7 protein-coding genes and 2 pseudogenes are annotated in these 6,381 nt (G+C 63.4%); 2 read left to right on the forward strand and 7 right to left on the reverse strand.

Annotation, left to right across the window (positions count from 1 at the left end):
• Nucleotides 1–87 precede the first annotated feature (87 nt).
• Nucleotides 88–645, forward strand: a complete 558-nt coding sequence (locus HUS57_RS11315) for a hypothetical protein (RefSeq protein ID WP_173933732.1) — start codon at nucleotides 88–90, stop codon at nucleotides 643–645.
• Between the two features lie 9 nt (nucleotides 646–654).
• Here HUS57_RS11315 and HUS57_RS11320 read toward each other — a convergent pair whose 3' ends face one another.
• Both HUS57_RS11320 and HUS57_RS11325 read right to left on the reverse strand, forming a co-directional pair.
• Nucleotides 655–1,293, reverse strand: a complete 639-nt coding sequence (locus HUS57_RS11320; RefSeq protein WP_173933734.1) for a hypothetical protein — start codon at nucleotides 1,291–1,293, stop codon at nucleotides 655–657.
• A 223-nt stretch (nucleotides 1,294–1,516) separates the two neighbouring features.
• Nucleotides 1,517–2,533 carry a LysR family transcriptional regulator gene (locus HUS57_RS11325; RefSeq protein WP_173933736.1) on the reverse strand — a complete coding sequence of 339 codons (1,017 nt, stop codon included), beginning with the start codon at nucleotides 2,531–2,533 and terminating at the stop codon, nucleotides 1,517–1,519.
• A gap of 342 nt (nucleotides 2,534–2,875) precedes the next feature.
• Here HUS57_RS11325 and HUS57_RS11330 point away from each other — a divergent pair, with 342 nt between their 5' ends.
• Complete coding sequence (locus HUS57_RS11330; RefSeq protein ID WP_173933738.1) at nucleotides 2,876–3,496, forward strand: TetR/AcrR family transcriptional regulator; 621 nt, start codon at nucleotides 2,876–2,878, stop codon at nucleotides 3,494–3,496.
• A gap of 6 nt (nucleotides 3,497–3,502) precedes the next feature.
• Here HUS57_RS11330 and HUS57_RS11335 read toward each other — a convergent pair whose 3' ends face one another.
• The 5 genes and pseudogenes from HUS57_RS11335 to HUS57_RS11355 all read right to left on the reverse strand — a co-directional run.
• Entirely contained in the window at nucleotides 3,503–3,736 is a 234-nt protein-coding gene (locus HUS57_RS11335) for a DUF2274 domain-containing protein (protein ID WP_173933740.1), read from the reverse strand.
• 2 nt (nucleotides 3,737–3,738) lie between these two features.
• A complete protein-coding gene (locus tag HUS57_RS11340; RefSeq protein WP_173933742.1) occupies nucleotides 3,739–4,890 on the reverse strand; it encodes a TrbI/VirB10 family protein in 1,152 nt (383 codons plus the stop codon).
• Nucleotides 4,887–5,485, reverse strand: a pseudogene (locus tag HUS57_RS11345) (TrbG/VirB9 family P-type conjugative transfer protein). Before HUS57_RS11345 ends, HUS57_RS11340 begins: the two are co-directional and overlap by 4 nt.
• The gene (trbF, locus tag HUS57_RS11350; RefSeq protein ID WP_173933744.1) at nucleotides 5,482–6,171 is read right to left on the reverse strand and encodes a conjugal transfer protein TrbF; all 690 of its coding nucleotides are present in this window, start codon (nucleotides 6,169–6,171) and stop codon (nucleotides 5,482–5,484) included. The pseudogene HUS57_RS11345 and the gene trbF overlap by 4 nt, the downstream one beginning before the upstream one ends.
• A pseudogene (locus HUS57_RS11355) lies at nucleotides 6,168–6,381 on the reverse strand (P-type conjugative transfer protein TrbL); the annotation flags it as partial. The gene trbF and the pseudogene HUS57_RS11355, both read right to left, overlap by 4 nt.

Genomic DNA, 6,381 nt, shown 5'->3' on the forward strand with positions numbered 1-6,381 from the left:
CGTGTCCGGCTGGCTTCACACCGAAGAATCGTGCGCTGAAATCGCCGGCCATGAATTGGCGGTCGCGAAGGCAAAAGGGAAGGCGTCATGAAGATCGCCTGCCTTGGTTGGGGGTCGTTGATCTGGGACCCGCGCACGCTGCCCGTCAGTTCGGACTGGTCGAACGATGGTCCTTTGCTGCCAGTCGAGTTCACGAGGCAATCGAACGACGGCCGCATCACCCTCGCCATTACGCCGGATGCGTGCGCCGCGAAGGTGTTCTCCGCCTTGCTCGACGTCGTATCGATGGACGAAGCGTGCCGTGCACTCGCCGAACGCGAAGGGATTCCGGCCAAATTCATCACCCGGTCGGTCGGTCATTGGGCGGCATCGTCACAGTCAGACCATCCACAGGCCAGGGCTATCGGTGGTTGGGCGACGCAAGCCGGCTATGAAGGCGTTGTGTGGACCGCGCTCAAGCCGAAGTTCGACAAAGCCTATGTGACGCCGAGTTGCACGCAGGTGCTCGCCTATCTCGGCGGCCTGTCGGGAGATGCCCGCGAAGGCGCGGAGATCTACGTGCGGCGAACGCCTGCGGCCATCCGGACAGCATATCGTGACGAGATAGAGCGCGCCCTCGGCTGGACACCGATTGTTGACGCGTAGCGCGCGTTCTCACGCGTCCCAGATGATTTCAGCGGCAAGGTAGTCGTGCAGCACGATCCGCACGACAAGTCCCCCTTCCTGGAAAACGGCATATCTGTAGATGCCGGGCTGAACCTCGACCCATGAACCGACCAGGTCTTGCCCGGTCGCAAGGCGTGTCATCATCCGGCTGCCGACTTCGGGCCAAACGCCGTCTCCGCCGGTGATTTCGAATGCGGCACGTTCTTCCGAAGCAAGGCATTGTAGCGGCGTGAACCACACGCGCGCCGGATCGTCCATCAATGGCTCGCCATACTCGAAATAGGCGTGGCCGCGCGCATTCTTGACGAGGACCTGCCTGACACGGTCAGGCTCCGGCTTCCAGACGGTTTCGGTCTCGTCGCCTATGGTTTCATACGCCGTCTTCGCGCGCTCAATGCGCGCCTTGAGCTTTTCGTTCCGCCGCAGGACCGCGGCAGCCTGGGGGTTTGACTGGCGCGCGGGATCGGTGCTCCCGCTCAAAACCGCTGACAGGAAGACCAGAAGGTATTCTTCGTCCTTCGAGAACCCGCTGTTGCAGTCTTCACAAATTTCGACGACCGGGAGGTTTGCGGGATAGGGCCTGTAAAGAAGGCTTTTGGATGGCACGTGGTCGCGGTTGACTTTCACGTCGCTCAGCCATCGCGTGCAGTGAATGCACCATGATTGGTTTCGCTCATCGGCGAATGGTTCGATCTGTTGCATAGGTCGAAGTTACCACCCCATTGCGCCCTAGTCGAACATATAGTGAACGAACTGATGTGGACAAAAGATAGGACGTTTGGAGGTCCGTGGTCTGCCAGCTAAGCCGCCGCATGCTTTTCCATCCGCTAAGAAATTTGGGCCAGCAGTCTCAATATGGAGCACCGGGTTTTCGTACAACGTTCGAAGGGAGATGGCAGGCGGCTGAATTTCGACCGATGGTGCGCGCCAAACTCAGCAGCCGCCGGCATGCAGGGTTATCGTTTCGGGTGGACCAGACCATGCTGAACGGCAAGACTTCGCCCGTGAGTTGCCGATAGGCGATGCTAGGAAACTGCGCGACAGTCGTGGCCTCGCTCGTCAGCGTGAGGCCGCGACCTACGGCAACTAGGGACAGGATGTTGTCACGTCCGACCTGTTGGGGGTGAATCTCAGGATGGCTGCCGAGATCCGCAAGGTGTGCAACCAGATAGTCGTGGATCTCCTGGCCCGGAGCAACGTCGCTTACGATGAACCGCTCCGACGCCAGGTCCGGCCATCCGAGCTCAACCTTGTTTGCAAGGGGATGATCATCAGGCAACACGACGAAGACCCTCTCGCACCACAGATGTTCGGTCTCACAGCCGTCCCAGGTCTTCGTGCCCGTTATAAAGGCCACGTCGAGATTCAATGTCCGGACGGCAGCGACATGCTCCGCCGGGTTTCCTTCGATGGGATCGACCCGGACATTCGGATGGAGTTTGCCGAACTGCCGCAGCAGGTCGAACAGGAAGCCGGACGCAAGCGACGAGAAGACGCCGACCCGGACGTGTCCCTCCTCGGACCGGCCTACGGCAGCGACTTCACTGGCGCCGGCGTCAATATGCCGGAGCGCCGTTCGCGCTGGCTTCAGAAACCGCTGGCCGGCAAGCGTCAAGCGAACTCCGCCCGCATGACGCTGAAACAGGGACGCGCCGAGTTCATCTTCCATGTCGCGAATGCGGCGGCTGATGGCCGACTCTTCGATATCGAGTGCTCGGCCCGCTTTTCGGAAGCTGCCGTGCTCTGCCGCCGCCACGAAATAACGGAGGTGTTGGAGCTTGATGCGGCTGCGCGGCAGCTCGGGTATCAGGATTTCATCTGGAGCATTGTCGCTCGGACGGGGAAAGATATTTTCCGCCCCATCCACGTTCACAGGTTCCCGTCTGCTTGGGGGCTGCGGCCAACGCCATCCATCGGCCAGGATGGTCGCGCCCTACCCTCGAAGCCGCTTGATGCTCCTGCCGCGCGGATTTCCCTGCGTCGTGTCGTCATATTTCGCCCACGCAAGAAACTTAACAATATTCAGTTAGCGGTATCGTGCAGATTGACATTACCAACGTCAACGGAAAATGAATGTCATTAAGTAAAGTGTCCGCCAGCAACCCGCCAGCAGGAGAGCGGCAAGTGTGCCCGCCAAAGCGATGACACCGCGTTCTGTGATAAGCGACCTGGCGCTGAGCAATGTCAGGCTCAGCCGGGGGCGGCACTGATGCCCCGCCCAAAAAAGGATGCGGCCCTCGACATTTCCCGGAAAGCAGTTGAGGAGACCATCCGGCTCCTTAGCAAAAGGGACGATTTCGATGTGCCACTGGCGGCGGTCGCCGAGGCGGTCGGCTGCACCGCACCCGCTCTCTACGGGCATTTCCGGAACAAGGACGCGTTGCTGCGTGCCGTCCATGATGCCGGTTTCAGGCGGCTCTATGAAGAGAAGCGGGCGCGGGCCAAACACTTCAGGGCAGAACCCCTCGCCTATCTGCGCGCGTGCAGTCATGCCTATGCCCAGTTCGCCTTCGACAATCCGACCCTGTACCGCCTCATGTTTTCCCCGCCGCCGAGCCTCGCAGCGGACCAAGGGCCGCTCTCGACGGATCTTGGCCGGTCGGTGCTGGAATTGGTGGTGAAGGCCATTCGTGCCTGCCAGAAGCAGGGTCTTCTGCCGGGAGCGGACCCGAAGCGCTATGCTTTCACGTTCTGGGCCGCCGTTCACGGTGCAGTCTCCCTTGCGCTCCAAAACCGTGCCCCGGATGAAAAGATCAGGCAGGACGCTGCGCTCGTGGTGGTCGATACTCTCCTGGAGATCATCACAGCCACTGCTCCTGATCGCAGGTAGTCCATGTCATAGCTGGCCGCCTGACCCGCTCCGCTTCTCCTTCGCGAAACCGCGGTCTGTGGCGATGAACCGCTCGAGCATCGGCACGATCAGTTTGACCGGGTCTGCGGCGGGCTGACCGGACTCGCGCGCCAAGACCTCGGCATAGGCGACGAGATCGCGATGAAGCGGTCCGGGCAGTTCCACTGTCACCTTGACCGGTCTGTCCTCGACGATGGGTCCGAGTTTCAGCTTCGCCATGGTCAACTCCTGTAGGGTTCGAGAACGAGGTCGCGGGTGACAATCACCCTGACCGGGAAGCCCGGCCGGACGGTGAGCGTCGGCGCAACCTGCAACTGGCGCTGGATGATCTGCTGGCCGGCCTGATTGATGGTGTCCTGTGCGCCATCGCGGATGGCGCGGATCAGGCGATCCTCGTCGCTGGTGGCGAGCTCCGTCCCCACCGCAAGCAGGGTCGACAACCCCGCTGCCTTCATCAGATCCCACCAGTGGTAATCGACGCCATCTTCAAGACCGGCAAAGCCGCTGGCGTCCGCACCGGGCTGACGTTCCAGCACGATGGAGCGGCCATTGGGCAGGATCAGACGGTTCCAGACGAGCAGGACGCGTCGCTGGCCAAAAGTCACGCCGGCATCGTATTGCCCGATAATGCGGGTGCCTTGCGGGATGAGGAGCAGGCTTCCGGTCGGGCTGTCATAGACGTTCTCCGTGACCTGGGCGGTGATCTGTCCGGGCAGATCGGACCGGATGCCGGTGATCATCGCGGCCGGGATAACAGCTCCCGCCTGAAGGATGTAGGGCGACGCCGGCGCCATGATGCGATCGAGCGCAACGGTCTGGCGATCCACAGGGCCGTTGAGGAAAGCCGTGTGCCGATCCTGTCCGGCCGTCGCGCCGGTTTGCGAGCCAAGGCCGAGACCGGCCAGTCCCGGACCTCCGGTGGCAGTTGCCGTGCCCGGACCGGTTTGGAAGAAAACGCGGCTGAGGCGCGCCGCTTCTTCCTCGGCAAGCCGGCGCTGCTCCTCCGGGTCGACGGCCGGCGCCGCCACGACAGGCGGTGCGACCGGCTGTCCCCGGTTTTGCGCATCGAGGATCGGGCCGCCGAGATCACCTGGCAAAGGCGGTCCAAGGACCGGGCCGGTATAATCCCTTGGCAGGCCGGACAGGCCATCGGCGGTGGGCCGGTTATCGGTCGAATAGAGCTCTTCGCCGCTCGTCCCCATGTCTCGGGTCTGGAGGGCGTAGACAAGCGCCCCGCCGATGCCGAGCAACGCAACGGCTCCGACGCTGGCGAGTATCTTGCGGGAAAGTCGCGTGACACGGGGCGGATCGGCGCGCAGCCGCATGGGCGCGGCGGCGTCCGTGCTGGTAGCGGTAGCTCTGTCCTCGGTCATGATGGCGAGTCTCCGGTATCGCGGGCGGGCCGGGCGGCGGCCTGCCGCTGTTCGATCCGAACGATCCGGACAGTCTGTTGGCGCTCGCCACTTCCAAGGCGAAGCTCGGCTGCACCGAACAGGCGGTCGACGATGAGGATGTTCTGGTGGATGCGGCTGTTGACGATCTGCGGCTCGCCATCCGAGCCGAGCACGAAGATCGGCGGCATCTCGCCCTGGACGATACCGCGCGGGAAGACGACGTAGACGCGCCGACCATCGTCGAAAACCGAGATCGGCCGCCATGGCGGGCTGTCGCCGGTCAGGCCGTAGCGATAGTTGCGCGCCGCCTCGGCCGGGATGACGGGTGCGGCCGGGACCGACCGACGCTGCCCCCCCGTGCCACGTTCCAGGAGGGAGGCTTGTGCAGCGGGCGCGGCCGCTCATCGGTGACAGGTGCCTGCACGACGGGCAGCGGCGGCACGTCGGCATCGTAGCTGAACTGAGGAACCCGATTGGTGGCACATCCAGCCAGCGCCGTCGCGGCCAGCAAGGCCAAGATCGCGGGTTTGCGGAAAGCCGGAAAGCCGGACTTACGGATCGGCGTGCGGGTCATTGGCTCATCTCCCGCGACCAGTTGATGGCGTTGACGTAGATTCCGAGCGGATTGGCACGCAGCCGTTCGGCGTCGCGCGGTGTCTGGATCACGATGGTCAGGATCGCGGTCCAGCGCTCGGTGGTGGAAAGTTGGCCGTTCTCGTATTGGCGTTCGGTCCAGGCGACGCGGAAGGAGTCCGGTGACGCCCGGATCACCGAGGAGACCTCGACCGCCACCTGCTGGCGACCAACGCGGGTGAAGGGGTCATTCGCACGGGCATAGTCGTTGAGCGCCGCCGCTCCCCGGTCGGTCGTCCATTCATAGGCGCGCAGCCAGTTCTGGCGGACAATGATTGCATCGGCCGGAATGGCCCGCACCTGCTCAATGAAGCGGCCGAGATGCCATGCGATCTGCGGGTCGGTCGGGCGATAGTCCGCGGTTGCGGGCGCTACGGTCTGCGCCTGACCGAGATTGTCCACCTGCACCACCCAGGGCACGATCGTCCCCTGCGCCGACTGCCAGACCAGGGCGGCGGAGAAGCCGGCCGAGAGGACCAGCGAGCCGAAGGCCATGTAACGCCAGTTCCTTGCCTGAACGCGAGCCGTGCCGATGCGCTCGTCCCAGACCTGCGCGGCCTTCTGGTAAGGGGTCTCGGGTTCGGGTGTTTTGCCGTAATGTGTCGATGATCGTTTGAACAGATTCATGAGCGGTCGCTTTCGGAAAGATTGACGGAAGAGCCGGAGCCGTGGCTGTCGCCGGAGCGCACGGCATGGCCCGCCATGGTCGTGCCGTGGCCAAGCGCCTGTCGGCGCTGCATCCGCTGCGCCCATGCCGGAGGACCGCCAGCGGAGGCCGATGCGGCGGCGGCCTCGCCTGCGGCGCCGACGGTGCCCATGGACTGTCTCTTATACACA

It is taken from the genome of Chelativorans sp. Marseille-P2723, assembly GCF_902809845.1.
Classification (GTDB): domain Bacteria; phylum Pseudomonadota; class Alphaproteobacteria; order Rhizobiales; family Rhizobiaceae; genus Chelativorans.